The following is a 24,345-nucleotide window of genomic DNA, read 5'->3' as shown; positions in this document are numbered from 1 at the left end:
ATGCGACTTGTCTTTATTGAATGGCGTCAAACGTCTCTCGCGGAGAGATGTTGCAGCAATATGGACCGGGCCTCGTTAATTTTCTCTGCCAAAGCCTCCGTGCCCCCGGCATCGGGGTGGATCTTGGCGATAAGGCGGCGGTGGGCGGCGCGGATATCCTCTGCGGTGGCGCCCACGCCCACCCCCAGCAATGCGCGCGCTTCGCTCACGGCCTGCGGCTCGGCGATCACGGCGCGCGGGCGGACTGCGGACCAGCGCCGCAGCGCATAGAGAGCAGCAATGCCGAGCGGGATCGCGCCCCAGAACTTGCCGCCGCGCGCAATCATCACCGCGCCGACGATGGCCAGCCCCAGCATCATGCCGTCCTTGCCGGTAAGCCGCGCCAGCCTGCCGGTGAAGATCAGCCAGCCCGCAAATCCGATCAGGACCAGCGCGAGGAAACCCATCAGGCGGCGCTCATCCCGGCTTCGGCGCGCTGCTCCACCAGCGGCAGGGCAAGGCCCGTCACCATCTCGCGCAGCTCCTGCCGCGCGGCGAGGTGGCTGAAACCCAGATCACCCAGATGTCCCTTGTCGAGCAGGGTGAGGCCCGAGGGGAACAGCTCGCGGAAGATCACGCGCTCGGACAGGCCGGGGATCACGCGGAAGCCCACGCGCTTCGAAAGTTCGATCAGCGCCTCACCCACCCGGCGCATGTTGCGCGCCTCCAAATGTTGCAGGCGGTTCCTCAGCACGACCCAGTCTATCGTCACGCCATCCGCCTTGGCGCGGGTCTTGCGCGCCTCGAAGATCAGCTCGGCATAGAAGGACAGGCGCTTCACCTTGAAGCTCTCGGCATCGACCTGGCCGATAAGGTCGAAATCGACGAAGCTGTCGTTCATCGGCGTGACGAGCGTGTTGGAGCGCGCGGCCATATATTTGGCGTAGGCGTCGTCGCGGCCCGGCGTGTCGACGATCAGAAAGTCCATGCCCTCGGCAAGGTTCTTGTAGGCCGAATCGAGGTCGTCCTCGCGCGATCCATCGAAAACGCGGAAGATCGGCGTCGGCAGGTCTATCTCGCGGCGGCGCGCGGTTTCGGTGCGGTTTTCGAGGTAGCGCGTCACCGTGCGCTGGCGCGGATCAAGGTCCAGCATCGCGACCTTGTGGCCCATGGCTGATAGCGCGACGCCGGTGTGCACGGCGGTGGTGGACTTGCCGGTGCCGCCCTTTTCATTGGCGAAAACGATGATATGCGCTTGCGGACCCGACATGCTGACTTCCGTCTCCCCCCGGTGATGGCTATGCAGTGCGACGGCACTGTGTCAGACCCTTAACGGAGGCAAATCGCCCGTGCAAATAGTCCGTGACGTTCCCGCGCTCCGCTCGGCTATTTCCGCTCTGAAGGTTGGGGGAGGGCGGGTTGCGCTGGTGCCGACCATGGGCGCGCTGCACGAAGGGCATATGAGCCTTGTACGCAGGGCGCGGGACCATGCGGACCATGTCGTCGCTTCCATCTTCGTCAACCCCATGCAGTTCGGCAAGAACGAGGATCTGGATGCCTACCCCCGGCAGGAGGCGCGCGACGCGGCGATGCTGGAGGCGGAAGGCGTTGCGATACTCTGGGCGCCCACGGTTGAGGCGATGTACCCCGCAGGCTTCGCCACCACGATTTCAGTGAGTGGCGTGAGCGAGGGGCTGTGCGGCGCGGCCCGGCCCGGCCATTTTGATGGCGTGGCAACGGTGGTGGCGAAGCTGTTCAATCAGGTGCGACCTGACGTTGCGCTGTTCGGGGAGAAGGATTTCCAGCAGCTTGCCGTGATCCGGCGGATGGCGACGGACCTCGATATGGGGCTGGGGATCATCGGCGTGGAGACGGCGCGGGCGGAGGATGGCCTCGCGCTCTCATCCCGCAATGCCTATCTGACAGCCGAGGAGCGCGCCCGGGCCGTGGCGCTGCCCGATTCGATGCGCGAAGCGGTGGCCGTGCTGGAAGCAGGGGCGGAAGTGGATGGCACGCTCGTTGGGGTGAAAAACCGGCTGGCAGCGGCGGGATTCGGGCCGATTGATTATGTCGAGCTGGTTGATGCCGGCAGCCTTCAGCCCGTCCGCAGAATCGGCGGACCTGCGCGCCTGCTGGTCGCCGCGCGGCTGGGAACAACGCGGCTTATAGACAACATGGCCGTGAGCGCGCCCGGCATTCGTTCACTTTAATGTAACACTTTCAGGTCATTGCGACGAACCGTTGGGCGTTCACCGTGTCGTTAACCTTATCTTAGCCATGATTCGCAAATCTTCACCTCAATCGGGGTCGAGGAGACGCTTGTGGCAAATAGCATAAAGTCCGCACAGTTCCTGATAGAAAGCCGTCTGGCGGAGGCGGCGCGCGGAGACGCGCAGGCATGTTATGAACTGGGTATCGCATATAGTTGCGGCACCGGGGGGGTCGATATCGACCTCATCGAGGCGCACAAATGGCTGAACCTCGCGGCGCTTGCGGGCAGCGAAGAGGGGCAGGCCATGCGTGCCGAAGTCGCCGAGGAAATGACCGCGCGGGAGATAGCCGAAGCGCAACGCCTCGCCCGCGCATGGCTGGGCGCGACATCGGCCACCCGCTACGCGGCCTGATCTTCTAATCTTCCCGCCGAAACGGCGTTCGCTCTGCCAGCCATTCCCGGTCCTGGCTGACCGCCGCGCGCTCTTGGCGCAGAAACTGCGCCACCGCCCGCCGGAAATCGGGGTGGGGGATATGATGGGCGGAAAAGGTCGGCACCGGCGCGTAGCCGCGCACCAGCTTGTGCCCGCCCTGCGCGCCTGCCTCCACCCGTTTCAGGCCCCGCGCCAGCGCGAAATCGATCGCCTGATAATAGCATAGTTCGAAATGGAGGAAGGGCACGTCCTCCACGCAGCCCCAATAGCGGCCATATAGCGCCTCCGCGCCGATGAAGTTGAGCGCGCCCGCGATCGGCTGTCCGCCGCGCAGCGCGAGGATGAGCAGGATACTCTCGCCCATGCGCGCGCCGATCAGGTCAAAGAAGCTGCGCGTGAGGTAAGGCCGCCCCCATTTGCGGGATCCGGTATCCTGATAAAAGGCCCAGAACGCGTCCCAATGCTCCGGCCGGATCGCATCGCCGGTGAGGTGCACGATGTCCAGCCCCTCCTGCGCCCGCGCCCGCTCCTTGCGCAGCGTCTTGCGCTTGGCGCTGGAAAGGCGGGCAAGAAAGTCGTCGAAATCGGCATAGCCCTCGTTGGTGAAGTGAAACTGGCTGTCTTCGCGGATCAGCCAGCCCGCCGCCTCGAACAGCGGCACTTCCTCTGGCGCGATGAAGGTGGCGTGGGCGGAGCTGAGACCCTGTTGCGCCACCAACTGCTCGGCGGCGGCGATGAGGCCGGAGGCGATGGCCGGCGCGGCGTCATCGCGCAGTAGCAGGCGGCGGCCGGTCACCGGCGTGAACGGCACGGCGATCTGGAGCTTGGGGTAATATTTGCCGCCCGCCCGCTGCCAAGCGTCCGCCCAGCCATGGTCGAACACATATTCGCCCTGGCTGTGGCCCTTGAAATAGGCGGGCAGGGCGCCGAGCGGTGCTCCGGCGGCGTCCTCGATGGCGATGGGCGAGGCTTGCCAGCCGGTGCCGGGGCCGACGCTGCTCGACTCTTCCAGCGCGGAAAGGAAGTTGTGGGAGAGGAAGGGGTCGTCTGTCTTCGCACAGGCATCCCAGAGCGCGGCGTCGAGCGCGGAAACGCCCTCCAGCGTGCGCGCGATGAGGCCGCCTTCGGGGATCGGTTCTCCCTCAGCCATGGCGTGGCTGCACCTCGCCCTCGAAGATCGCTGCGTCGGCATGCTGGCGCACCGTCTGCCACTGCTCCGCAGTGCGCACGGTCCAGCTCAGCACCGGGACGCCCTCCAGCCGGGCGCGCGTGGCGAACGGGCTGGGCAGATCGCGAATATCGTAGGCGAGGAAGTCCGGTTTCGCGTGAAGCATCGCCAGCGCGCGTTTCAGATGACCCCACCAGCCTTTGCCGCCCTCCTCGGTGACGACCAGCCCGCGCACGACCTGCGGCGCGTGGGTGGCGAACCAGCGCCCCACGCGCGGATCGAACGACATGATGGCGACCGGCCCGGCGTATCCGCGCAGATCCGCCTCCACCGCCGCGCACAAGGGGGAGACCGGCTCGACCCCGTCGATCTTGATCTCGATCAGGAGCGGCTGGCGCCCTCCGACAGTTTCCAACAGCGCGCGCAGTGTTGGAATAGTGCCGCCATTTCTGTTGAGCGATATTGCGGCCAGCTCTTGCGCTGAACACCGCCCGAAAGCACCGGTTTTCGCCGTAAGCCGATCCAGCGTTTCATCGTGGAAAACATAGACGATTCCATCCGCAGAAAGGCGCACGTCGCATTCCATTCCGAAGCCCGCATCGAGCGCGGCGGCAAAGGCGGGCAGGCTGTTTTCGATGAGGCCTTGCCCGCCGCCATGCAGCCCGCGATGGGCATAATCGCATTCGGTCAGGAACGCCGCCCGTCCGCTCATGCCGCCGCCCTGCCTTGCGCCAGCCGCTCCCTGATCCAGCCCTCTGCCGCCGCCCAGGAGTCGATCCGCGCATGGGCTGCGGGGGCCGGGGGGATATGGCGCGCCATCAGCGGCTCGCCTACCATATGCAGCCGCCAGGCCTCGGGCGCATGCTCCGCCACTGAGTCGTGATGCTGGGCAAGGTCATCAACGAAGAGCACGGCGCTTGGCGCATATTCATCGATCAGGCGGCGGGCAGGCGCGCCCTTGCCTCCCTGGTTCCAGTACACCGGATGCTCTACGCCGAGCTTGCGCAGCTGCGCGATCCGCCCCTCATGCTCCGCCTCGCCGATATTGGTGAGCACGACGATGTCTGCGATCGCAGACAGACGCGCGAGCGTCTCCAGCGCGCCATCGATCGGATATTGGCGGTGCATCTCAGAGCCGAAGAAGGCGCGCAGCATCGTCCACACTTCCCCCACCTCCAGCACCGTGCCGCAGGCCTTGCGGCGCAGCGCATCGATGAAGCTGTGGTTGGAAAGATCGAAATGGATGTCGTGCACCTCGTCCAGCCAGTCACGGAAGGGTACGACCATGTGGAGCAGCACCTCGTCGCAATCGGTGATGATGAGGGGGCGGGTCATGCCTTCAGTTCCCGCTCGAGGTTTGCCAGCCGCTCTGGCGCGACGCCCAGCTCCTGCGCGCATGCCACCAGATCCGGCTCATGCGCCCGCAGAAAGCCGATAACAGCGCGCAGCGTCGCCGGCTCGCCGGCATGGCGCCGCAGGTCTTCCGCCTCAAGGCCCGTAAGCGCCAGTAGCCGCTGCGCACGCCGATCGTCGCACAAAACCCACCCAAGGGCGCGCAATGCCAGTGTTTCGCCCTCCTCCGCATTGCCATTCCCTATTTCCGCGCGCATGAATGCCTCTCCATCGTGTGGCGTAGATCGCGGCATCGCCGCCTTAATCCGGGTGACAGGTGACGAAACGCATTCTTGTTGTCGAGGACAACGAACTTAACCTCAAGCTCTTTTGTGACCTGTTGAAGGCGCATGGGCACGAGACGCGCGCTGTGTCAGACGGACGGGCGGTGCTGGACGAGGCGCGCTCCTTTCAGCCGGACCTCGTTATCATGGACATCCATCTGCCCCACATCAGCGGGCTGGACCTGATCATCGCGCTGAAAGACGACGCGGAGCTGGCCAGCGTGCCGGTGATGGCGGTGACGGCTTATGCGGGCAAGGGCGACGAAGACCGTATCCGCGCCGCCGGGGCGGAGGCCTATGTCTCCAAGCCGATCTCAGTGATGAAGTTCGTCGACACCGTAGGCGGGCTGCTGAACCTCGTATCATGAAAAAACCCGGCGCGGCGGCCGGGCTTTCGTCGTTTGGCAAGGGGCCAATCCGTCTTACTTGATCTTGGCTTCCTTGAACTCGACATGCTTGCGCGCGACCGGATCATATTTGCGGAAGCTCAGCTTCTCGGTCTGGGTGCGCGGATTCTTCTTGGTAACATAGAAGAAGCCGGTGTCGGCGCTGCTGACAAGCCGGATCTTTACGGTGGCTGGCTTCGCCATGACCTGATTCCCTCTGATAAACCGTTCGAAAAAATAAGGCGGCAAAGCCAGCCGCCCGTTTCAGCGCGGGTCCATGCGGCAGAATCACCGTGATGTCAACCGGCAGACGCTCCGCCGCGCCGATTTGCGAGAAATATTTGCGGTGCAACGCTGCGGTAACTCTCGGACTTTACGGGCCGTTAACGCTTTGGTCGCATTCTGCGAATGGGGCAGGGAGGCAGTGGTGATGCAGCACGATGCGATGAACATGGTCCGGTCCGGCCTGATGGCGCGAATCGACGCGCTGGCGGCGCAGGGCGGGACGATCAGCCTTCCCCGCATGTGCGAGCAGATCGACATCATTCGCCATGATGCCCGCGCTTATGGGCTGGAACCTGTCGAGCGTATTGCCTCCACACTGGAAACTGCGCTGGCCCGTCATGGCCTCGGCCCGGTGGTGCTGTCTTACCTCGACATCATGCGCGACGCGGTCGAGAGCGAGGACACCAGCCCGGAAGCGAGCCAGATATTCCTCGCCGCGCTGTCGCTGCGCATCGGGCATTAACCGATCCTCCTTTCCTCGTTATAGCTGCGTGGCATGGACGCGCTGCTTTTATCCCTGATCCTGTGCGCGCTGGTAGAAGGCGCGGGCAAGGGCGCGAGGGTATATCGCGATCTTAGCGCGGGTGGGGTGCGGGAGAGCCGCCTGATCGCGGGTCTCATTCTCGCCTGTGCAGTCAATGCGCTCATCGCCGCGCTTGCAGGCTACTGGATTGCCCCGATGCTGACGCCCGAGGCGCGTATGCTGTTTTTCGCCGCGGCGCTGGGATTCGCGGGGGGAGGGCTTTTCTTGGCCCCCCGAAGCGGTGCCCGGGCTGGAAGAGCCCCCGGTTTCAGCCGGATAACGGCGGCATTTTTCGTTGCTTGTTTCGGTGGCAGTGCGCCCTTGTTGATCGCTGGCATATCGGTGCTGTTCGCGGATCCTTGGATGGCAGGCATCGGCGGGGGCATCGGCTGTGGGATAGGCTGTTGGGCGGGTAGCTCGATAAGCGAGGTTGTATGGCGCCGCCCTGTAAGCATAGGGCTGGGCAGCGTGATGCTGCTCTCTGCCTTCTTGACGACTATGGCGGGCCTGCGCCTCTTCTAATCGGCCAGAACGATTACAGATACCATTTTAACTCATTTTACCGATGAAACGGTTCGTCGCATAAGCGTGTTCACGCAACGACGCATCACCCCTCATCGCGAAAGGAAGAGCTTATGGCCAGGCAAAAGCGGGCCGCCGTCCCCGAGGCACTGAAAACCCCGACCGATCTAAGCGGCAACGATACGCTGTCAGTCGCCGACGCGCTCAACCGCGTGTTGGCAGACAGCTATGCGCTCTATCTCAAGACCAAGAATTTTCATTGGCACGTGTCAGGCCCGCATTTTCGCGATTATCATTTGCTGTTCGATGAGCAGGCTGCACAGATACTTGCCGTGACTGATCTGATTGCCGAGCGCGTGCGCAAGACCGGCAATGTCACGCTGCGTTCGATCGGGGACATAACACGCCGTCAGACAATCAGCGACAATGATGCTGAGTTCGTCAGCCCCAAGGATATGCTGGACGAGTTGCGGGCGGACAATCTGGCGCTGGTCGAAGGCTTTCGCGCTGTAAAGCAGGCAGCGACAGAAGCCGGTGACAACGCCACCGAAGGCATTGTCGATGACTGGACCGACCAGGCCGAGCAGCGCGCCTGGTTCCTGTTCGAGGCAGGGCGGGGTGCCTGATCACATTTCTTAGAGCGCGCTGCGTTAAATCTGGATCGGTCAGCGCGCTCTAAGTTTTTGTTTTACCGCATCGTTTTGGCGCAAAACCGGTTCCCACCCTTCGACAAGCTCAGGACAGGCTTTTGCGCACGATGCTCTAGTGACAAACAAAAGGGCCGGGACTTGCTTAAAGTCCCGGCCCCTGATCTTTACTTGCCCTTAGAGGCGCAAAGCCTGATTATTCCGAGCGCGCCTGAAGATTGACGGCGGCATATTTGCCGCGCTGATCGACCTCGATATCGAAGTCCAACCGGTCGCCCTCGTTGAGGCTGGAAAGGCCTGCACGCTCTACGGCGCTGATGTGCACGAACGCGTCGGGCTGGCCATCGTCGCGTTGAATGAAGCCGAAGCCCTTCATCGCGTTGAAGAACTTGACCGTGCCGCTGGAATGCTCGCCGGTGAGCTGGCGGCGTGGGCCGCGATCACCGCCGCCAAAACCACCCGGCCGAGGCTCACGCGGTTCGCGCGGGCGATCCACCACCGGGAGCGGTTCGCCGTCGATCTTGAGATCGGTCGCGGAGATCTTGCCGCCGCGATCGACCAGCGTGAAGCCCAGCGGCTGACCCTCGGCGAGGCCGGTCAGGCCCGCCTGCTCGACCGCACTGATATGCACGAACACGTCCTCGCCACCGTCATCGCGCACGATGAAGCCGAAGCCCTTCTGCCCGTTGAAGAATTTTACGACACCGGTGCCTTCGCCCACAACCTGGGCCGGCATGCCGCCACGGGCACCGCCACCGCCACCGCCGCCGCCGCGAAAACCGCCGCCAGCGCCGCGATCACCAAAACCGCCGCCGCCGCCAAACCCGCCGCGGTCACCGAAACCGCCACGGTCACCAAATCCACCGCCGAAGCGGCCACCGCCGTGATCGGGGAAACCGCCAAAATCGTCGCCGCCGAAACCGTCCCGCTTATCCTTGCCGCGTCCGCGGCGTCCCCTGTCGAAACTCATCCCTGATAGTCACTTTCGCTTCGCCCAAATAAAAGCCGGATGAACATGTCGGACGAAGAACATGCAGAATCCGCCGCACAATACGGTCAGAGAATCACTATAAACATGATTCTTGCCAAGAGCGAACTATTTTCTGCACGAAAGCGGCGAGTTATGATGAGAAGACTACGGTCTCGTCTGGCCCGTGCCTCTGACGATCCACTTATAGGTGGTCAGCCCTTCGAGCGCGACCGGGCCGCGCGCGTGCAGGCGGCCGGTGGAAATGCCTATTTCCGCGCCCAGGCCAAACTCGCCGCCGTCGGCGAACTGCGTCGAAGCGTTCCACATCACGATGGCGCTGTCGACGGCGTTGAGGAAGCGCTCGGCAGCCTGCGCGTCTTCGGCGATGATCGCATCGGTATGATGGCTGGAATGCGCGGCAATGTGGGCGAGTGCCTCATCAAGGCCGCTCACCTGCGCCGCAGAGACGATGGCGTCCAGATACTCGGTATCCCAGTCCTCCTCGCTCGCCTGGGTGACGCGCGCGTCCATCGCCTGCACGGCGGCATCTCCGCGTACGGCGCACTTCGCGTCGAGCAAAGCCGCGACGATCTCCGCGCCTTTGGCAAAGCCAGTGTCGAGCAGCACGGTCTCTGTCGCGCCGCAAATGCCGGTACGGCGCATCTTGGCGTTGAGCACGAGCGCGCGCGCCATCTCCGGATCGGCTGATGCATGGACGTAGGTTGTGTTCATGCCGTCGAGATGCGCGAGTACGGGAACACGCGCTTCCTCCTGCACGCGCGCGACGAGCGACTTGCCACCGCGCGGCACGATGAGGTCTATGAGGCCCGCCGCGCGGAGCATCGCGCCCACTGCCGCGCGGTCGGTCGTTGGGACGAGCTGGATGGCGTTTATCGGCAGGCCCGCCGCGCCGATCCCTTCCACCATGGCGGCATGGATCGCACGGTTGCTCTCTATCGCCTCGCTGCCGCCGCGCAATATTGCGGCATTGCCAGCGCGCAGAGACAAGGCGGCCGCATCCGCCGTCACATTGGGGCGGCTCTCGTATATGATGCCAATCACGCCCAGGGGCACGCGCACGCGCTGGAGCGTCATGCCATTGGGCCGCCGGGTCTCGTCGATGATCTCGCCGAGCGGATTGGGCAGATGCGCGACCTGATCCACGCCCGCCGCCGTCGCCTCCACGCGAGCGGCGTCTAGCCGCAGCCGGTCCAGCATCGCAGGGGAAAGGCCGTTGGCGGCGGCGTTTTCCATATCCTGTGCATTGGCGCGCACGATGTCTCCCGCATGATCGCGCAGCGCCTGCGCCGCCAGCTCCAGCCCGCGCGCCTTGTCCGCATCATCCGCGAGGGCGAGGGCTGCCCCTGCCTCCCGCGCACGCGCGGCCATCGTGCCGATCAACATTTCCGGGGTTTGTGTCAGGTCGTTCATGGTGCGCTCGTAATCCTTATGTGGATGCCGCTCTACCATGTCCCGTCCCCAACCGAAAGAGCGCAACGGATGGACATTGTCCCGTTGAGTCTTTCCCTTTGGGCGGATAAGGGGATGGGATGACAGTCCATTTCCACGAAGAAGATCTGCCCGCAGGCGTGCTGGCGGACGGCCCGGTCGCCATCGATACCGAGACGATGGGCCTCATCACCCCGCGCGACCGGCTCTGTGTAGTACAGATCAGCGACGGCAAGGGAGATGAGCATCTGGTGCGGTTCGCGCCGGGTAGCGCTTATGACGCGCCGAACCTCAAGGCGATTATCGCGGATCCCACACGTCTGAAGATTTTCCACTTCGGTCGCTTCGATATCGCCGCAATTCGGCATTATCTCGGTATCGAAGTGGCGCCGGTCTATTGCACCAAGATCGCGTCGCGTCTGTGCCGCACCTATACCGACCGGCACGGCCTCAAGGAAATCGTCAAGGAGCTGCTGGGGCAGGAGATCAGCAAGCAGCAGCAAAGCTCCGACTGGGGTGGGCCGGTGCTGTCCGATGCACAGCGGGATTATGCGGCCTCGGACGTGCGCTATCTCCATGCGCTTCGGGAAGAGCTGGACCGCCGTCTGGTGCGCGAGGGGCGGATGGAACTGGCGCAGGCATGTTTCGATTTTCTCCCCGCGCGTGCACAGCTCGATCTCGCCGGATGGCCAGAGATCGACATCTTCTCGCACATCTGATCCGGTCGTGTCGCGCCTAGCCGATAGCCAGCGCACGATCCGCCAGCAATGGGCGCTGCCCGGCGGATCGCACGACAAGACGGTGCGGCTGCTCAAGAGCGCGCTGCCGATTGCGGTGGGCGTGCTGGCCGCCTTCCTCGTTTCTGCGCCATTTGCGATGCAGGGCGAGGTCAGTTTCCTGCTCGACAAGCGCGAGGTCGATCTGGCGGGTGAGCGCCTGAAGGTGAACGAGGCGCTCTATCGCGGGCAGGACAGCAGGGGCCGTCCGTTTTCGCTCCGCGCCGGGTCCGCCGTTCAGAAAACCTCTCGCGAGCCGGTGGTGGAGATGAAAGACCTCTCGGCCCGTATATTGATGAGCGACGGCCCGGCGGTGATGACGGCCGGGACTGGACGCTATTTTATGGACACGGAGCAGGTCGGTGTTGTCGGCCCGGTGCAGATCGACTCCGCAGGCGGGTATCGGCTGACCACGCGTGATGTGGACATTGACCTCAAGCAGCGGACGATGAACAGCCAGGGCGCGGTCAACGGTCGCATGCCACTCGGTACCTTCAGCGCCAACCATCTCCAGGCCGATCTTGAGGGGCGAACCGTGACGCTAAACGGCAATGCCCGCTTGCGTATAGAGCAAATTCGCCGCAAAGGGCGTTGATCATGCTCAGGTCATTCTCGATCGCCTCTGTCTCGCTTGTGCTCGCTGGCGCCCTGTGGATCGGCCCCGGCGGTGCAGGTAACAACGCCGCGCAGGCGCAGCTCATGCGCGGACATGACAGCAGCGCGCCGGTCGATTTCTCGGCGGACCGCATCGAGGTGCAGGACAGGGCGGACCGGGCTATCGTTTCCGGCAACGTGCATGTGACGCAGGGCAATCTTGTGCTGGATGCCGCGCGCATGACGATCGCCTACACCAACGCGGGCGGGGTCGAAATCCAGCGCATTGACGCGTCCGGTAATGTGCGCGTCACGCGCGGGCAGGACCGCGCGACGGGAGATGTCGGCATCTATGATCTCAACCGCCGCATCATCACCCTCTTGGGCAATGTGCACCTTTATCAGGGCACGAACAATCTCGCGGGCAGCAGGCTGGTGATGGACCTCAATACCGGCCTCTCCAAGGTCGATGGGCGGGCGGCGGGCAGCGGCGGCGCAGGTGGCGGCGGCCGCGTGACCGGCACCTTCACCGTCCCCAAGCGTCAGGAAAACGCACCCAAATAAGCGGCTTCTGTGTCATCTGGCCGCATTCTTTCCTGTGAATCGGGGCGGCGGGGTTGACTGGCTGGCTCAGCCATGCACAAAGCTTGCCAGTTTTCTCAAAGTCCGCAGATTTTTATTTTTCCTTTACCAACTTTATGCGAACAGAGACGCGCCATGGATGATGTTGCAGTGATTGACAGGCTGAGCCAGACGGGTGCGCAGGCGGACGCAGCACTGAAGGCGCGCGGTGGGCTTGAGGTCGTTTCGCTCGCCAAAAGCTATGACCGGCGCCCGGTGCTCGCCGACGTGTCACTAACCGTCGCGAAGGGTGAAGTCGTAGGCCTGCTCGGCCCCAATGGCGCGGGCAAGACCACCTGTTTCTATTCGATCATGGGCCTTGTGCGGCCGGACAGTGGGCGCATAGCACTGGACGGGCACGACATCACCGGCCTGCCGATGTATCGCCGCGCCATTCTGGGGTTGGGCTATCTGCCCCAGGAAACCTCGATCTTTCGCGGCATGACGGTGGCGCAGAACATATTGGCGGTGCTTGAGCTTGCCGAACCGGATGAGGCGGAGCGCGCCCGCAGGCTGGAGGAGCTGCTAGGAGAATTCGGCCTTATCCGCCTGCGCGATTCCGCCGCGATGGCGCTGTCCGGCGGGGAACGCCGCCGTTGCGAGATCGCCCGCGCGCTTGCCGCCAATCCTTCGATCGTGTTGCTTGACGAACCTTTCGCGGGCATTGATCCGCTGTCCATTTCCGACATTCGCGATCTGGTGAAGCAGTTGCGCACCCGCGGCATTGGCGTGCTCATCACCGATCACAATGTGCGCGAGACGCTGGAGATCGTCGATCGCGCCTGCATCATCTATGATGGCAAGGTGCTGTTCGCGGGCAGTCCCGAAGAGCTGGTTGCCAATGCCGACGTCCGCCGCCTGTATCTGGGCGAAAGCTTTTCGATGTAATATGGCGGCGGGGGGCGCTGACCGATGGCTTTGACCCCCCGCCTGGACCTGCGGCAGAGCCAGTCGCTGGTGATGACGCCGCAGCTGCAGCAGGCGATCCGCTTGCTCGCGCTGTCGAACATCGAGATCGAGGCCTATATTGCGGGCGAGCTCGAGAAAAACCCGTTGTTGGAACTGGCGCGCGCCGGCGCAGGCCAGGAAGGCGAGGCGACTCCCGGGTCGGAATCGATCCCGGATCCTGCGCCGTTGAACGCGGAGGCCGCCAGCGACGCGATGATGCGCGACGACGCCGTTTCCGCCGACAATCCGCTCGACAATGACGGCGCCTTCGAGGGTCGGGGCGATAGTGGCGAGCCGCCTGTTCCTGCGCGCGGAGAGGGCGGAGGCATCTCCGCCGCGGGGATGGATGGCGCGTCCCAAGGGTTCAGTGAGGATGGCCCGGACTTCGAGAATTTCGCGGGTGGCGGCATCGGGCTGCACGAGCATTTGATGGATCAGGCGCGGCTGCGGCTTTCCGGCGCCGACCTGCTGATCGCCGGTCAGCTCATCGGCCAGATCGACGAGGCGGGCTATCTGGAGGCAGAGCTGTTGCCGCTGGCCTACGCGCTTCAGGTCCCGCTGGCGCAGGTGGAGGCGGTGCTGGGTGTGATCCAGAGTTTCGACCCCATTGGCGTGGGTGCGCGCTCGCTGGCGGAATGCCTTGCGCTCCAGGCGAAGGAGGCGGACCGGCATGACCCTGCGATGGCGGCGCTGCTCGCCAATCTCGATCTGCTGGCCAAGGGGGCTTTGCCTCAGTTGCGGCGTATCTGCGGCGTGGACGAGGAGGATCTGGCGGACATGATCCGCGAGCTGCGTGGCTATGACCCCAAGCCCGGCCTGCGCTTCGCTTCAGACGAAACTCACGCGGTGGTGCCCGATATCTTCGTAACGCCACAGGGCAAGGGCTGGGCGATCGAGATCAACAGCGCCACCTTGCCGCGTGTGCTCATCAACCGGAACTATTACACCGAGCTTGCGGGCGGGGTGCAGGACAAGGCGTCCAAGGCCTGGCTTTCCGACTGCCTGACCAGCGCCAACTGGCTCGTGAAGGCGCTCGATCAGCGGCAGAAGACCATCATCAAGGTCGCGACCGAGATCGTGCGAAGCCAGGAGGATTTTTTGCGCCATGGCGTCGCGCACCTGAAGCCGCTGACCCTGCGCGCAGTGGCAGAGGCGGTCGGCATGCACGAGTCCACGATCAGCCGGGTCACCAGCAACAAATATCTCGCCTGCCCGCGCGGCCTGTATGAGCTGAAATATTTCTTCTCCAGCGGTATCGCCTCCGCCAGCGGCGGTGAAGCGGTATCGGCCGAGGCGGTGAAGAGCCGGATCAAGGCGCTGATCGGCGCGGAGGACCCGCGCAAGATCCTGTCCGATGACACGCTGGTCGATATGCTGCGCGCCGAAGGCTTTGACCTCGCCCGCCGCACAGTCGCCAAATATCGTGAAGGGATGGGCATCGGTTCCTCGGTGCAGCGGCGGCGGCAAAAGGCGCTGGCGGGGTAGCCCAGATTGAGAGTGCGGGAAAAAGCCCGCCGCGAGGTGACCTGCCGCTTGCCAGCACGCCGTTCACCCGTTAGACGCGCCACTTCCAGTGCGATTTGATGATCGCCTGATTCCTGCCTCTTGCCCTCCGGTACGAAGCAGTCAGGCAATATGCGGAGCGGTGGCCGAGTGGTCGAAGGCGCTCGCCTGGAAAGTGAGTATACGTCAAAAGCGTATCGAGGGTTCGAATCCCTCCCGCTCCGCCAACATCTCAATACGAATCAATGAGATGGGCCTCAAGGCGCCAGAAAATCCCCAGCTTCCGCGCCGTTTTGCCGATGGCATATAAACCCCGGAGACTGGCGGGACCGCCAAAATCAGTCTCCGATCGGCTTTTGTCTCTTTTCACCTAAACCTCGCCCGAAAAGGTTCAGGTCCAGAAAATGGCTGATTTTCAATACTTTTCCGGATCGCCCCACCTAAACATTTTCGGCCATATCCCGGCAGTCAACGCGCCCGGAGAATCCGAGGTTTACGTTCTGGAGCGCAGTTGAGCGGTGGCCTATCTGAACGTGGAATACACGGTGCTCGAAGGCCCCTTGGCCGGTATCACCAATGCCTCGATCACACGACATTCGGCCACGCGGCCGCGGCCGCACTCGCTGACCATGCGACGCAGTTCTTCACGCAATTTGATTAAGCGGGCAATCCGGCTTTCAACTGCTTCAAGCTGACCCTGTGCAATTCGACTTGCGTCATCGCAGGATGCCTCGGTCTGTTCCTGCAAGGCCAGCAACACTTGAATACTCTTCAGGTCAAAACCAAGGTCGCGGGCGTGCCGGATGAAGCCAAGACGGTCTGCGTCGACTGAACCATAAGTGCGCCGCCCGTTCGACTGGCGGGCAGGTTTCGGCAGAACCCCGATGCGCTCATAGTAGCGGATCGTTTCGATGTTCACGCCCGACTGTCGAGATAAATCGCCAATCTGCATTTCTCGTATTGCTCCTGTAGTCGCTACAGGTTGTAACATGGCGGCAATAGGATTTCGAGGATCGATAAATGGCCGCCGCCGCAACCGACACAATTCGCTATCAAGTTACCGGCATGGACTGCTCATCCTGCGCGGCGAAGATCGAGGGTGCAGCCCGCAAGATCGAGGGCATCAACAGCGTGAAGGTGTCGATTGCCTCGCAGATCATGACGCTCGAAGTCGATGATCCCGGGCTGCGTCTTCCCGCCCTGGAATCCGCCGTGACAGGCCTCGGCTATCAACTCGACCGCGTAGGCGCACCGAAAGCTGCGAGCGCTGACAGTGACGACGACCATCATATCCCCGATCTGTCGCATGTGAGCCCTGCCTATAAGCGGGCGCTCTGGATCGTCGTGCTGCTCAATGCCGGCTACGGTATCATCCAGACTGGCGGCTCGATTCTGTCGGGATCGCAAGCCCTACAGGCTGATGCCCTCGATTTCATCGGGGATGGCCTGATTTCCTTTCTCGGCCTGATTGCTGTTGGCTGGGGTCTTGCGGCCCGCGCCAAAGCAGCCTTGCTTCAAGGCATCTTTTTGGCCCTGCTCGGCCTTGGCGTGATCGGCACCACGACCTACCGCGTCTTCGTCGAACATGAGCCGCAAACCCTGCTCATGGGCGGCTTCGCCCTTGTCGCCTTCTTCGTCAATGTGCTGGCTGCCGTGGTGCTTGTTCCGCACCGTAAGGGCGATGCCAACATGCGAGCCGTCTGGCTGTTCTCTCGCAATGACGCCATCGGCAATCTGGCCGTGGTCGCCGCTGCTGTCCTCGTCTGGTGGCTCAACAATCCGTGGCCGGATTTGCTGATGGCTTTTGTCGTGGCGGCCCTGTTCCTGCACTCGGCGTGGTCGATTATAAAAGACGCGCGGCAAGACCTCGCACAGGCTCGCCGTTCGTGAGGGGGCAGCCGCACTGGTCGCCAAGATTGAAGTCAGGTTATGGTCCAAACACAGTCGCAGGCTGCTCTGCCCATGGGAGGTCAGCGATGCGCGCGAGGTCCTTCACCGACACCGCCGGCGCCACGCGATCGATCAGCAGCTTTTCCAGCACGGCCGGTGCCAGCCAGGCCAGCCTCAGCATGCGGCCGACATAGGCTGACGACACATCCTCGGCCTTGGCAATGTCGGAAACGGTCCCCACCGCGCCGCTCTCCATCTTCCGCCGCCAGCTCCACGCCTTGGCGATCGCCTTCAGCACATGCGGATCCACGCCGCCGGCTTCGGGTGCCATGTCGGCGGGCGGCACGATCTTCGGCCGCCCGTTGCGCTTGCGGATGGTGAGCGGGATGAACACCCGCATGATGGTGGGGGCGCTCATGCTGCCAACTCCTGCTTCGGGGTGACCATTTCCCGGATGACCGATCCGAGGCCCTCGGTGCGCAGGTCGACCGCAAGACCGTCGGCGCTGACAGTGACCCGTTCAATCAGCAGCCGGGCGATGCGGGCCTGCTCGGCCGGGAACAGCGATTCCCACAGTCCGTCAAAGCCAGCCAGTGCGGTGACAACATCCTGCTCATCGATGTCCGGTGCCGTTCGGCGGGTCGCTTCCATCGCCCGTGCCGCGATTTCCGGGGTGCGCAGCAGCGACCGGATGTGCTGGACGACAGCGCCCTCGACCATCCCGGCATTGAGCCGGACGAAGCTGTCGCGACCTTCGCAGGTGCGGTTCCGGATCGCATCCATCGAGGTGTAGTAGCGGTAATGCCGGCTGCCCTTTTTCGTCACCGTCGGCGTCATGGCGATGCCCCGATCGGTGAAGATGAGCCCCTTCAGGAGTGCCGGGGTCTGGGTGCGGGTGTTCGCCGCGCGCTGCCGTGGGCTCTCCTGCAGGATGGCATGGACCTGATCCCACAGCGGCTGGTCAATGATGGCCTGATGCTCGCCGGGATAGCTGATGCCCTTGTGCACGGCCTCGCCAAGATAGAGCCGGTTGCGCAGCAGCTTGTAGAGGAACCCCTTGTCGATCGGCTTGCCACGCTTGTTCAGGGTGCCTTTGGCCACCAACTCCCGGGTCAGCAGGGTCGCCGATCCCAGTTCGACAAATCGCTGGAACATATGCCTGACCGTGGCGGCCTCGGCCTCGTTGATGACCAGCTTGCGGTCAACCACATCGTAGCCCATCGGCACGAACCCGCCCATCCACATACCCTTGGCGCGGCTGGCAGCGAACTTGTCACGGATGCGTTCGCCGGTGACCTCGCGCTCGAACTGGGCGAACGACAGCAGGATGTTCAGCGTGAGCCGACCCATGCTGGTCGTGGTGTTGAACGCCTGCGTCACCGACACGAAGGTCACGTTGTTCCGGTCGAAGGCCTCGACCAGCTTGGCGAAGTCCATCAGCGAGCGCGACAGGCGATCGATCTTGTAGACTACGATCACGTCGACCAGACCGGCCTCGACATCTTCGAGCAGGGCCTTGAGCCCGGGCCGTTCGAGCGATCCGCCGGAATACCCGCCGTCGTCGTAACGTTCGCGCATGCAGACCCAGCCCTCGGCGCGCTGGCTGGCGATATAGGCCTCGCAGGACTCGCGCTGGGCATCGAGGCTGTTGAACTCCATGTCCAACCCTTCCTCGCTGGATTTGCGGGTGTAGACGGCGCAGCGCAGGCGGCGCCGGGGTGCCGTATCGGTCATGCCGCGTCCTTCCGTTCCCGCAGGCCAAAGAAGCGGTAGCCGTTCCACTGGGTGCCGGTGATGTCGCGGGCGATGGCCGACAGCGACTTGTAGCGGCGCCCCTGCCAGTCGAACCCGTCCTTCAGCACGGTGATGACGTGCTCCGCCCCGTTCCATTCGCGCACCAACCGGGTGCCGATCACCGGGTTGCGCGGGTCGCTGATCACCGATTTGCGCACCTTCTTGCCCTCGACCTCGTCGGCAAGGGCATCGAGCAGCTGGCGTGCCGGTTTCGACAAGCCGCCGAAGGTCAGCTCCTGGATCCGGTAGGTCAGCCGCTGCTCGAGGAACGAGCGGCTGTTGTTGGGCGCCTCGCTGCTGAACAGCTTCTCCCATTCGGCCTTCAGTTCCCTGACCGTCATCTCCTTCAGCGCCGCCAGCCTGGCCAGCACCTGCGCATTGTCATCCTGTTTGTGCATCATTGTCCTCCATTCCGGGCTCGTGCCCGGGGACGACTGACGCTCCTGGTGGGCAGGATTGCGAGTGAACTATCTCCGCTCGCGGCAGATAAAGGACTGGACTGTTCGCGCATGCGCAGCATGCCGGCGGCGACGATGCGACCCAGTTCTGAAAGCCGGGCGTCTGACGACATCTTGGAGGGGCAGAGCCCATTTGGACTGGATGTATCGCAGGACATGGAGACCGTTCGCAGTAAAGTTGGATTGGCGCGACGGTAAGCGAGGGAATCTCATATAAACAAGCATTATCAAGTAGTTGTAGTATAGGAGCGAAATCATTAGAAAGCGCGAGCCTTCTCGCGTTACGCTTCCGCTTGATTCTTTTGATTTCGTGAACGAAATCAGAACATCTGTGTGTGATCCGATAAAGCGAGGCTGGGAGGTCCGCGCGGTCGCTACCTGTGCGAGGGAGCAGGACGTGATTAAGCTGTTTAGAGCGGACGAAATTTCTTGGTCGAATGTTTGTTTGCAACCAGCGCAATCTGCTGGAGGCTAGGTGCGCGGTGGGACATCAGCGGCTTGGAAAGCTTCCAGCACACCGCCTTCTGCCGGACATCGTCAAGTTTCTGGTTGATGGTGGCACTCCTACCGATGACCTGGTCGACCAGGTGACCGAAGTCGGGCGCGACGCATTGAAACTCGCGCTGAAAGACGACGTCTTCATTGAGGCCCTTTGGCTTCTTGTCAGAATGCCTCAGGCGGTGGCCTCCGACGATTTTCCAGCCAGTCTTGGAGAACTCGGCATGGCGGACATGGCGCCGACCTCGCAATCAAATGTGCTTGTCGGTTACGACCGAGCTTTGGAGACGGTCCAGAGACGACTTCATTCGGGAGCCACAGACCTTGGCGAAATAGCGCGCCGTGCCGGCCTGTCGGCTCTGGGCGAGGCGATGCGAGCATCATTGCCAACACTATGGACGCCCACGGCGATCGATGTGCGTACATCGGTCGCGGCGCTTAAAGGAACCGAACAATTCGCGGCGCTGGCCCATCGTTTTTACGCGAACTTCGTCGAACGCGTGATCCACTATTATGTCGACCGCAATCTCCACAACATGGTCGGTGCCGGTCGGGTCGCCAAATCGGTGCACGATCTCCGGGCTTTCAACGATGCGATCCGGCGCCACTGTGACGAGTCGGCACTCATCATGCGCGCCTTCGCTAAAGATTGGCTGGGTAAGAACCACTACAGGGACGGCAAGCAGGTGTCGAAGGCTGACGTCCGTCGGTTCTCAGCCCATGCGGTCGAAAAAATGCGGATTGAGCTTGAAATGAGGAAGGGGGCACCGTGAAACGGTTTCTGATCGAATGCGGAGTGTCTCAGCCCTCAACTCAAGAGGCTATCGCCCTGGACGTCCATGGCCCATCCAAGAACGTCAATCTACGCATCGACTATATCAGCCGGACAATGCTCGGGAATGTGCCCGATCTGCTGATCGATCTCCTCGAGGTTGCGGCTTACGTTTATTGCGCGGATCAGCGTCTGATCCGTGGGTCTGACAAGCTGACGAATTTCGGGGAGAACTGGCGCCGAAGCCTGCGGTTTTCTATCCCGGTGCGCGAGATCGAGGTCTGGCAGGACCCAGAGGTTCACAAGATCCTAGCGGATACCTTGGGCTTCCTGTCGGATGACAGTTACGAGTTTGATTTTCGAAAGACGGAAGCTCCGTTCCAGCCGGGGGAACTGTACTTTTCCGACCTCATCGACGCATCCGCGGAGCACGACGAGGTCGCCTTATTCTCTGGGGGTGTCGACTCGTTTGCGGGAACCGTCAACGACATCATAACGCGCGGGAACTCGGTCACGCTCGTTGGACACTACTCTTCCACCAAGATACGCGCCGTTCAGGAAAACCTGATCGAAGGCCTGAAACAGAGGGGTTTTGGTCAGAAGGTTTCGTACATACCGGTTTGGGTCAGCAACGAGAATGTACGGGCGCGTGAATTCACGCAGCGGACACGGTCGTTCCTATTTGCCTGCCTCGGACTTGTGGTAGCGAGGATGACCGGCAAGGACAGCTTCAGCTTTTACGAGAACGGTGTTGTCAGCATCAATCCGCCTTTGTCGGGCGATGTTGTGGGTGGTCGCGCCACGCGTACTACACACCCGAAAGTGCTGCGTGGACTGGAGTCGCTGTTTTCACTGCTCTTAGACCGACAGATCGAGATCCAGACCCCTCTGCAATGGTTGACGAAGGAGGAGGTGACCCGGAAAATCGCCGAAGCGGGGGTCGCCGACATGCTCGAGCAGACCGTGAGCTGTACGAGGCCGCGGATCTGGACCGAAAAGCAGAAGCACTGCGGGGTCTGTTCGCAATGCATCGACCGACGCTTTGCGGTTCTTGCCGCCGGCATGGCTGACTATGAGCCATCTGAAAATTACATGCGCGACCTCCTTTTGGCCGATCGCAGCGCAGACGACGATCTGCGGATGGCCTTGGGCTATGTTTCGACATTTCAGCGAATTGCCACGACAACCAAAGAGCGGTTTCTCGTAGACTTTCCAGAGGTCGTGTCCTCGTTGGACTACTTTCCCGGTCTGACGACCGGTGATGCTGGTGATCGGATTTTCGACCTTTTCCAACGCCACGCGAAGGCGGTCGAGGACGTGATCACCGCTGCAGTTTCGTCCCACATCGGGCCGTTGTACCGAAACGAGCTTCCGCCAGGTTCTCTGCTGGCAACCTGCTTCAGTCGAGGACACATAGAAGCGGTCGCGGCTTCCGACTACGATGCACAGGCCAAGGCGTTCATGGATCGCCTTGGCACCCCAGTTCTTGAATTTGCGTTGGATGAAAACAGCCAGCACATCGTGTTCCAGGGCGGCCATCATCTGGACGGTGCAAATTTTCGCGTGGTCGAGGTGCTAATCGAGAACTTTCGGAACGCAAAGAGACAAAGAGCGGATGTTCCGTTCCTGCCGGCAACCGAATTGGCAGACCGGCTTAGCATCAGCGAGCAATCGATGCGCCAACAACTGGGGCGGTTACGCAAGGCCCTCGATCCGCTCGCCGTGATGCTCGGCATCCCAGTGGATCAGGACACCTTCATCGAGACGAAAGAGCGCGCTGGCTATCGCCTGAATCCGGAATGCCGAGAAATCTCGTTGGGCGATATTCAGGCCGAGGGCGCGGCTACATCACAAGCCTGAGTCTTTCGCGTCACGCCATACGCCGCCAGACGTCACAATCAGCCTAGTGTTAGCCCCGGAATCCGGGGCTTTTTCGTTGGCGCATGTCACAAGAAAGATCGGGGCTGATTATATCGAAGTCAGCGTAACCCGTTGAAAATGCGCGCATCCCCAAGGGCCAGCAGGAAGCTGGATGATGGGGAAAGCGCATCAACGGAGTTACGCTCATGTCACTCAGGCATTTGAACCAGATCGATCTCGCTGATCGCTGGAATATCTCCCATCGCACGCTCGAGCGCTGGCGGTGGACGGGCGAAGGCCCGCAATTCATCAAGCTCGGCGGTCGCGTCGTTTATCGCCTCGAAGATGTCGAGGCGTTCGAAGCTGCCCAGGCCCGGCACAACACCGCCCGCGCTGATGCGCAGGCCGTGGCGTGAGGGCGGCCGACATGATCATCCCCAACCACATCAGCGTGGACGACTTCGTTCACATGGCCGTGGGCGAGATCGTCGCCCTGCCGGCCGAGGTGCTCGCCCATCTCCAGCAGGAGATCGAGGAGCGCCTGCGTTTTGCCAAGATGGCCAGCGACTGGCTCAATGGCGCGCTTGCCCTCAAATATGCCGATCGTGCTTCGCAAGCGCGCGGCGATGCCGGTAAGGATTTTGGCGCCGCGCGCTTCGCTGACGGTGACGTGACGATCGTCGCCGACCTGCCGAAGAAGGTCGACTGGGATCAGTTCGAACTGGCCCAGCTGGTCGAGCGCATCAAGGCGGACGGCGAAGATCCCCGCGAATACGTCGACATCAGCTTCAAGGTCTCCGAGCGCAAGTTCGCAGCCTGGCCCAGCCATATTCGCAGCGCCTTCACTACCGCCCGGACGGTGCGCAGCGGCTCCCCCAGCTTCAAGCTCAAGCTGGAGGGCGCAGCATGACTCTCCCGATCATTTCGGCGGATCAGCGTCTCGCGGAAAACCGCGGCATCAAGGGCGTGATCTTCGGCAAATCCGGCATCGGCAAGACCAGTCTGCTCTGGACTCTTCCTGCAACGACGACCCTGTTCTTCGACCTCGAGGCGGGTGACCTCGCCATCGAAGGGTGGACCGGCGACAGCATCCGTCCCCGCACCTGGGAGGAATGCCGGGACTTTGCGGTGTTCATCGGCGGGCCGAACCCGGCGCTGCGCGACGATCAGGTCTACAGCCAGGCGCATTACAATGCGGTGTGCGCCCGGTTCGGCGATGCCGCGGCGATCGACCGGTACGAGACAGTCTTCATCGACTCGATCACGGTTGCCGGGCGCCTATGCTTCCAATGGTGCAAGGGGCAGCCCGAGGCATTTTCCGACAAGACCGGTAAGCCTGACATGCGCGGTGCCTATGGTCTGCACGGCCGGGAAATGATCGCCTGGCTGACCCATCTCCAGCACACCCGGACGAAGAATGTCTGGTTCGTCGGCATCCTCGACGAGAAGCTGGACGACTTCAATCGCAAGGTTTTTCAGCCGCAGATCGACGGTTCCAAGACCGGACTCGAGCTGCCGGGCATCGTCGATGAAGTCCTGACGATGGCCGAGGTGAAGGACGAGGCCGGAAACGCTTCGCGTGCCTTCATCTGCCAGACGATCAACCCGTGGTCCTACCCGGCCAAGGACCGGTCTGGCCGCCTCGCGTTGGTCGAGGAACCGCACCTGGGCCGGCTCATGGCCAAGATCCGTGGTCCCGTCACGCCCGCCAGCGACCGGCTGGAATTCGGCCTGCCCGACGTGCCGGCAGCCAACACCCAATCCCCCCAAAACTGACCTGAACAAGGAGACCCATCATGGGTAGCTGGAACGATTTCAACGACGCCAAACAGACCTCGAACATCATCCCCAAGGGCACTCTCGCCAAGGTCCGCATGACCATCCGGCCGGGCGGCCATGACGATCCCAGCCAGGGCTGGACTGGTGGTTATGCCACCCGTGGCACCACCGGTTCGGTCTATCTGAACATCGAATATACGGTGCTCGAAGGTCCCTTCGCCAAGCGCAAGGTGTTCGGCATGATCGGGCTCTACAGTCCGAAGGGGCCTGACTGGGCCAATATGGGGCGCGGTCTGGTGCGCTCGATGCTGAACTCGGCGCGCGGGATTTCCGACAAGGACAACAGCCCGCAGGCCCAGGCGGCACGCCGCATCAGCGGCTTCGGCGACCTCGACGGACTGGAGTTCGTCGCCCGCATCGATGTCGGCACCGACAGCAACGGCGATGACAAGAATGACATCCGCACCGCCGTCACCCCGGACCACCGCGAGTACTCGGCGCTGATGGGTTCGGTCGCGGCCACGCCGGCGGCTGCATCGCCCCAGTTCTCCTCAGCGCCTGCAACCGGCGGTCGCCCCGCCTGGGCACAGTGAGGAGCACGC

The 24,345-nt window shown here is 62.7% G+C and carries 31 protein-coding genes and 1 tRNA gene; 19 read left to right on the top strand and 13 right to left on the bottom strand.

Annotation, left to right across the window (positions count from 1 at the left end; translation table 11 throughout):
- Positions 1-26: 26 nt before the first annotated feature.
- Positions 27-446: a DnaJ domain-containing protein gene (locus OOT33_RS15095; RefSeq protein ID WP_307750855.1), complete on the bottom strand. Its 420-nt coding sequence runs from the start codon at positions 444-446 to the stop codon at positions 27-29.
- Complete coding sequence (locus OOT33_RS15090) at positions 446-1,249, bottom strand: division plane positioning ATPase MipZ (RefSeq protein ID WP_307750853.1); 804 nt, start codon at positions 1,247-1,249, stop codon at positions 446-448. The genes OOT33_RS15095 and OOT33_RS15090 overlap by 1 nt, the downstream gene beginning before the upstream one ends.
- Before the next feature lie 79 nt (positions 1,250-1,328).
- On the opposite strand from OOT33_RS15090, the gene panC reads away from it, so the two are divergent.
- Both panC and OOT33_RS15080 read left to right on the top strand, forming a co-directional pair.
- A complete protein-coding gene (gene panC, locus OOT33_RS15085; protein ID WP_307750852.1) occupies positions 1,329-2,189 on the top strand; it encodes a pantoate--beta-alanine ligase in 861 nt (286 codons plus the stop codon).
- A 111-nt stretch (positions 2,190-2,300) separates the two neighbouring features.
- Positions 2,301-2,603 (top strand): SEL1-like repeat protein, encoded by a 303-nt coding sequence (locus OOT33_RS15080; protein ID WP_307750851.1) that lies wholly within the window; start codon positions 2,301-2,303, stop codon positions 2,601-2,603.
- Positions 2,604-2,607: 4 nt separating this feature from the next.
- On the opposite strand, the gene OOT33_RS15075 is transcribed toward OOT33_RS15080, so the two are convergent.
- Genes OOT33_RS15075 through OOT33_RS15060 form a run of 4 tightly spaced genes read right to left on the bottom strand, consistent with a single transcriptional unit; the run spans position 2,608 to position 5,402 of the window.
- Positions 2,608-3,774, bottom strand: a complete 1,167-nt coding sequence (locus tag OOT33_RS15075) for a GNAT family N-acetyltransferase (RefSeq protein ID WP_307750849.1) — start codon at positions 3,772-3,774, stop codon at positions 2,608-2,610.
- On the bottom strand, positions 3,767-4,504 hold the full coding sequence (locus OOT33_RS15070; RefSeq protein WP_307750848.1) for a glycerophosphodiester phosphodiesterase family protein: 738 nt from the start codon (positions 4,502-4,504) through the stop codon (positions 3,767-3,769). The genes OOT33_RS15075 and OOT33_RS15070 overlap by 8 nt, the downstream gene beginning before the upstream one ends.
- The gene (locus tag OOT33_RS15065) at positions 4,501-5,127 is read right to left on the bottom strand and encodes an HAD family hydrolase (RefSeq protein WP_307750846.1); all 627 of its coding nucleotides are present in this window, start codon (positions 5,125-5,127) and stop codon (positions 4,501-4,503) included. The genes OOT33_RS15070 and OOT33_RS15065 overlap by 4 nt, the downstream gene beginning before the upstream one ends.
- Positions 5,124-5,402: a DUF3572 family protein gene (locus OOT33_RS15060; protein WP_307750845.1), complete on the bottom strand. Its 279-nt coding sequence runs from the start codon at positions 5,400-5,402 to the stop codon at positions 5,124-5,126. The genes OOT33_RS15065 and OOT33_RS15060 overlap by 4 nt, the downstream gene beginning before the upstream one ends.
- Positions 5,403-5,461: 59 nt before the next feature.
- Here OOT33_RS15060 and OOT33_RS15055 point away from each other — a divergent pair, with 59 nt between their 5' ends.
- Positions 5,462-5,836 carry a response regulator gene (locus tag OOT33_RS15055; protein WP_307750843.1) on the top strand — a complete coding sequence of 125 codons (375 nt, stop codon included), beginning with the start codon at positions 5,462-5,464 and terminating at the stop codon, positions 5,834-5,836.
- A gap of 54 nt (positions 5,837-5,890) precedes the next feature.
- Here the strand turns inward: OOT33_RS15055 and rpmG are convergent, their stop codons facing one another.
- On the bottom strand, positions 5,891-6,058 hold the full coding sequence (rpmG, locus tag OOT33_RS15050) for a 50S ribosomal protein L33 (RefSeq protein ID WP_307750842.1): 168 nt from the start codon (positions 6,056-6,058) through the stop codon (positions 5,891-5,893).
- A 226-nt stretch (positions 6,059-6,284) separates the two neighbouring features.
- Between rpmG and OOT33_RS15045 the strand changes: the two genes are divergently transcribed.
- The 3 genes from OOT33_RS15045 (at position 6,285) to OOT33_RS15035 (ending at position 7,810) form a co-directional block, all read left to right on the top strand.
- On the top strand, positions 6,285-6,602 hold the full coding sequence (locus tag OOT33_RS15045; RefSeq protein WP_373690594.1) for a hypothetical protein: 318 nt from the start codon (positions 6,285-6,287) through the stop codon (positions 6,600-6,602).
- A 33-nt stretch (positions 6,603-6,635) separates the two neighbouring features.
- The gene (locus OOT33_RS15040; RefSeq protein ID WP_307750839.1) at positions 6,636-7,184 is read left to right on the top strand and encodes a hypothetical protein; all 549 of its coding nucleotides are present in this window, start codon (positions 6,636-6,638) and stop codon (positions 7,182-7,184) included.
- Between the two features lie 113 nt (positions 7,185-7,297).
- A complete protein-coding gene (locus OOT33_RS15035) occupies positions 7,298-7,810 on the top strand; it encodes a ferritin-like domain-containing protein (protein ID WP_307750838.1) in 513 nt (170 codons plus the stop codon).
- Positions 7,811-8,027: 217 nt separating this feature from the next.
- Here OOT33_RS15035 and OOT33_RS15030 read toward each other — a convergent pair whose 3' ends face one another.
- Both OOT33_RS15030 and OOT33_RS15025 read right to left on the bottom strand, forming a co-directional pair.
- Positions 8,028-8,801, bottom strand: coding sequence for a cold shock domain-containing protein (locus OOT33_RS15030; RefSeq protein ID WP_307750835.1), 774 nt, complete (start codon positions 8,799-8,801; stop codon positions 8,028-8,030).
- A gap of 165 nt (positions 8,802-8,966) precedes the next feature.
- Positions 8,967-10,232: a glutamate-5-semialdehyde dehydrogenase gene (locus tag OOT33_RS15025; protein ID WP_307750834.1), complete on the bottom strand. Its 1,266-nt coding sequence runs from the start codon at positions 10,230-10,232 to the stop codon at positions 8,967-8,969.
- A gap of 119 nt (positions 10,233-10,351) precedes the next feature.
- Here OOT33_RS15025 and OOT33_RS15020 point away from each other — a divergent pair, with 119 nt between their 5' ends.
- The 6 genes from OOT33_RS15020 (at position 10,352) to OOT33_RS14995 (ending at position 14,919) form a co-directional block, all read left to right on the top strand.
- Positions 10,352-10,969 (top strand): ribonuclease D, encoded by a 618-nt coding sequence (locus OOT33_RS15020; protein ID WP_307750832.1) that lies wholly within the window; start codon positions 10,352-10,354, stop codon positions 10,967-10,969.
- A 7-nt stretch (positions 10,970-10,976) separates the two neighbouring features.
- Positions 10,977-11,621: an LPS export ABC transporter periplasmic protein LptC gene (gene lptC, locus OOT33_RS15015; RefSeq protein ID WP_307750831.1), complete on the top strand. Its 645-nt coding sequence runs from the start codon at positions 10,977-10,979 to the stop codon at positions 11,619-11,621.
- A 2-nt stretch (positions 11,622-11,623) separates the two neighbouring features.
- Positions 11,624-12,184, top strand: coding sequence for an LptA/OstA family protein (locus tag OOT33_RS15010; protein WP_307750830.1), 561 nt, complete (start codon positions 11,624-11,626; stop codon positions 12,182-12,184).
- Positions 12,185-12,337: 153 nt separating this feature from the next.
- Complete coding sequence (lptB, locus tag OOT33_RS15005) at positions 12,338-13,129, top strand: LPS export ABC transporter ATP-binding protein (protein ID WP_307750829.1); 792 nt, start codon at positions 12,338-12,340, stop codon at positions 13,127-13,129.
- Between the two features lie 24 nt (positions 13,130-13,153).
- The gene (rpoN, locus tag OOT33_RS15000; RefSeq protein WP_307750828.1) at positions 13,154-14,674 is read left to right on the top strand and encodes an RNA polymerase factor sigma-54; all 1,521 of its coding nucleotides are present in this window, start codon (positions 13,154-13,156) and stop codon (positions 14,672-14,674) included.
- Between the two features lie 154 nt (positions 14,675-14,828).
- Positions 14,829-14,919: transfer RNA gene (locus OOT33_RS14995), tRNA-Ser, on the top strand.
- A gap of 296 nt (positions 14,920-15,215) precedes the next feature.
- On the opposite strand, the gene OOT33_RS14990 is transcribed toward OOT33_RS14995, so the two are convergent.
- Positions 15,216-15,644 (bottom strand): MerR family transcriptional regulator, encoded by a 429-nt coding sequence (locus OOT33_RS14990; protein ID WP_307750827.1) that lies wholly within the window; start codon positions 15,642-15,644, stop codon positions 15,216-15,218.
- A 68-nt stretch (positions 15,645-15,712) separates the two neighbouring features.
- On the opposite strand from OOT33_RS14990, the gene OOT33_RS14985 reads away from it, so the two are divergent.
- Positions 15,713-16,582: a cation transporter gene (locus OOT33_RS14985; protein WP_307750826.1), complete on the top strand. Its 870-nt coding sequence runs from the start codon at positions 15,713-15,715 to the stop codon at positions 16,580-16,582.
- A 37-nt stretch (positions 16,583-16,619) separates the two neighbouring features.
- On the opposite strand, the gene OOT33_RS14980 is transcribed toward OOT33_RS14985, so the two are convergent.
- The 3 genes from OOT33_RS14980 to OOT33_RS14970 are packed head-to-tail and all read right to left on the bottom strand — an operon-like array spanning position 16,620 to position 18,774.
- Positions 16,620-17,000, bottom strand: coding sequence for a hypothetical protein (locus tag OOT33_RS14980; RefSeq protein WP_307750825.1), 381 nt, complete (start codon positions 16,998-17,000; stop codon positions 16,620-16,622).
- Positions 16,997-18,316: a recombinase family protein gene (locus tag OOT33_RS14975; protein ID WP_307750824.1), complete on the bottom strand. Its 1,320-nt coding sequence runs from the start codon at positions 18,314-18,316 to the stop codon at positions 16,997-16,999. Before OOT33_RS14975 ends, OOT33_RS14980 begins: the two co-directional genes overlap by 4 nt.
- Positions 18,313-18,774, bottom strand: a complete 462-nt coding sequence (locus OOT33_RS14970; protein ID WP_307750823.1) for a DUF2924 domain-containing protein — start codon at positions 18,772-18,774, stop codon at positions 18,313-18,315. Before OOT33_RS14970 ends, OOT33_RS14975 begins: the two co-directional genes overlap by 4 nt.
- Positions 18,775-19,316: 542 nt before the next feature.
- Here OOT33_RS14970 and OOT33_RS14965 point away from each other — a divergent pair.
- The 6 genes from OOT33_RS14965 (at position 19,317) to OOT33_RS14940 (ending at position 24,336) form a co-directional block, all read left to right on the top strand.
- Positions 19,317-20,105, top strand: coding sequence for a hypothetical protein (locus OOT33_RS14965; RefSeq protein WP_307750822.1), 789 nt, complete (start codon positions 19,317-19,319; stop codon positions 20,103-20,105).
- Positions 20,102-21,964, top strand: a complete 1,863-nt coding sequence (locus OOT33_RS14960) for a 7-cyano-7-deazaguanine synthase (protein ID WP_307750821.1) — start codon at positions 20,102-20,104, stop codon at positions 21,962-21,964. The genes OOT33_RS14965 and OOT33_RS14960 overlap by 4 nt, the downstream gene beginning before the upstream one ends.
- 206 nt (positions 21,965-22,170) lie before the next feature.
- A complete protein-coding gene (locus OOT33_RS14955) occupies positions 22,171-22,380 on the top strand; it encodes a helix-turn-helix domain-containing protein (RefSeq protein ID WP_307750820.1) in 210 nt (69 codons plus the stop codon).
- Positions 22,381-22,391: 11 nt separating this feature from the next.
- Entirely contained in the window at positions 22,392-22,874 is a 483-nt protein-coding gene (locus OOT33_RS14950) for a hypothetical protein (protein WP_307750819.1), read from the top strand.
- The gene (locus OOT33_RS14945) at positions 22,871-23,740 is read left to right on the top strand and encodes an AAA family ATPase (RefSeq protein WP_307750817.1); all 870 of its coding nucleotides are present in this window, start codon (positions 22,871-22,873) and stop codon (positions 23,738-23,740) included. The genes OOT33_RS14950 and OOT33_RS14945 overlap by 4 nt, the downstream gene beginning before the upstream one ends.
- Before the next feature lie 20 nt (positions 23,741-23,760).
- Positions 23,761-24,336 (top strand): hypothetical protein, encoded by a 576-nt coding sequence (locus OOT33_RS14940; protein WP_307750815.1) that lies wholly within the window; start codon positions 23,761-23,763, stop codon positions 24,334-24,336.
- Positions 24,337-24,345: the final 9 nt, after the last annotated feature.

The organism is Sphingobium sp. DEHP117 (assembly GCF_030867385.1).
GTDB lineage: Bacteria > Pseudomonadota > Alphaproteobacteria > Sphingomonadales > Sphingomonadaceae > Sphingobium.
This window is presented reverse-complemented; position numbering and strand designations above follow the sequence as displayed.